The organism is Mycobacterium sp., assembly GCF_049673265.1.
In the GTDB taxonomy this organism is placed as follows: Bacteria; Actinomycetota; Actinomycetes; order Mycobacteriales; family Mycobacteriaceae; genus Mycobacterium.
The window spans coordinates 1-1,984 of record NZ_JBATXN010000268.1 but is presented as its reverse complement, the minus strand read 5'-3'; the positions used below and the strand labels follow the sequence as shown (position 1 = coordinate 1,984).

The window sequence follows — 1,984 nt, the reverse complement described above, 5'->3', positions numbered from 1 at the left end:
GCCGGGGTGGTTTTACTCGGCACTGAAGTAAAAAGCCTCAGGGACGGCAAGGCCTCGTTGGCCGATGCTTATGCAACGGTCGACGACGGCGAGGTTTGGTTGCGCAACCTGCATATTCCGGAGTATCACCACGGCAGCTGGACCAACCACGAGCCACGTCGCACGCGAAAACTGTTGCTCCACAGGCGCCAAATCGACGTACTCATCGGCAAGATCCGTGATGGTAACCTCGCGCTGGTCCCGTTGGCCCTCTATTTCTCCGAAGGAAAAGTCAAGGTGGAGCTTGCATTAGCGCGAGGTAAACGCGCGCACGACAAGCGTCAGGACATGGCACGCCGCGATGCTCAGCGGGAAGTGGTCCGGGCATTGGGTAGGCGAGCCAAGGGCATCGATTGATAGGTGCCGCATACGCCCAGCTGTCCGCAGTCAGCTACGGCGTCAGCGACTTTGTCGGGGGTGTGGCTTCCCGGCGGGTGGCTGCGCTCCGCGTCATGGTGGTCACCTACCCGGTCGCGACGGTGCTGCTTGGTGTGGTTGCTGCCACCGCCGGTGGGCCGGTCCGCCCCGGTGCCCTGCTGTGGGGCTCGCTGTATGGGGTCAGCCAGGCCATCGGGGTGTATTGGTTCTACGCGGCGGTGAGCGCCGGACCGATCTCGGTGGTCTCACCGCTGGCGGCGGTACTCAACGCTGCTGTCCCCGTCGCCGTCGGCGTGGCGCTCGGCGGCGAGCGACCGGGGGAGACCGCATCGATAGGCGTGGCGCTGGCGATGTTCGCGGTGATCTTGGTGAGCCGGGAGTCGCCCGCCGACGAGGATGTTCGGACGCACCGGTTCACCAGCAAAGTGGCCTGGTTGACGGTCGGCTCCGGGGTGGCGTTCGGTTTGGATTTCGTGCTGCTGCACCAGGCTCCCGTGGAGTGCCGGCTATGGCCGCTGTTTTTCGCCCGGGCGGCGGCCACCGTGCTGGTGTTCGCGGTCGCGGCGATGAGCAACAACCTTCAGCTTCCGTCCAGGACGCCGCTGCGGCTGGCGGTCGCCGCAGCCCTGCTGGATACCTGCGCGAACATCACCATGCTGTTGGCGATTCAGAAATGGATGCTGTCGCTGGCCAGCATCTTGATCTCGCTGTACCCGGCGACGACGGTCATCTTGGCCATCATCGTGCTGCGTGAGCGGGTGACCCGCTGGCAGGCGCTCGGCATGATTCTGGCCGCGGTATCGGTGAGCATGATCGCCGCAGTCTGACGTCGGTCTAACATCAGGCGGCATGAGCAGCCCCGCGCGCCCGGTCACCGAAGTCGATAAGGCCGACGTGTTGTCGGGTCTCTTCGGCACCTGGGACAGCCTGGATCGATTGATGAACGGGTTATCCGAGCAGCAGTGGCAGATGCCGACGCCGTTGCCTGGTTGGTGCGTGCACGATGTGGTCGCCCACATCATCGGCACTGAATCGGCGCTGCACGGAATCAGCACACCGGACGGCGATATTGATGTCTCGACGTTGGGTCATGTGCGCAACGACGTCGGTGTGGCCAACGAGTGCTGGGTCCGTTATCTGAGCAGCGAGTCCGGCGACGCCCTGCAGCAGCGGTTTCGCTCGGTGACCGCCGATCGCCGTAAAAGCTTGGCAGACATGTCCGTTGACGACTGGAACGCACCGACTATGACCCCGGTCGGCCCGGACAGTTATGGACGGTTCATGCGGGTGCGGGTCTTCGATTGCTGGATGCATGAACAGGACATCCGCGACGGGCTGAATCAACCGGCCTCGGAAGCGGAGCTGGCTGGTCCGGCGGGGCGGCTGGTGATCGACGAGATGGTTACCACCATGGGCTTCGTGGTCGGCAAACTCGGGAAGGCGCCCGACGGGTCGAGGGTCGCTATCGAGCTGACCGGTCCGCTGGCGCGCACTCTTCGCGTCGTGGTCGACGGTCGCGCGCGGGTCGTGGACGACTTCGGTGCCCAGGAGCCGACGGTCACGATCC

At 64.7% G+C, this 1,984-nt stretch carries 3 protein-coding genes; all 3 read left to right on the top strand.

Annotation, left to right across the window (positions count from 1 at the left end):
- On the top strand, window positions 1–396 hold a 396-nt coding region (gene smpB / locus WBF82_RS09385), incomplete at its 5' end, for an SsrA-binding protein SmpB (RefSeq protein WP_424382774.1).
- Entirely contained in the window at window positions 393–1,244 is an 852-nt protein-coding gene (locus WBF82_RS09380) for an EamA family transporter (protein ID WP_424382773.1), read from the top strand. The genes smpB and WBF82_RS09380, both read left to right, overlap by 4 nt.
- Before the next feature lie 22 nt (window positions 1,245–1,266).
- Window positions 1,267–1,984: maleylpyruvate isomerase family mycothiol-dependent enzyme (locus WBF82_RS09375; RefSeq protein WP_424382772.1), on the top strand; the 718-nt coding region annotated here is incomplete at its 3' end.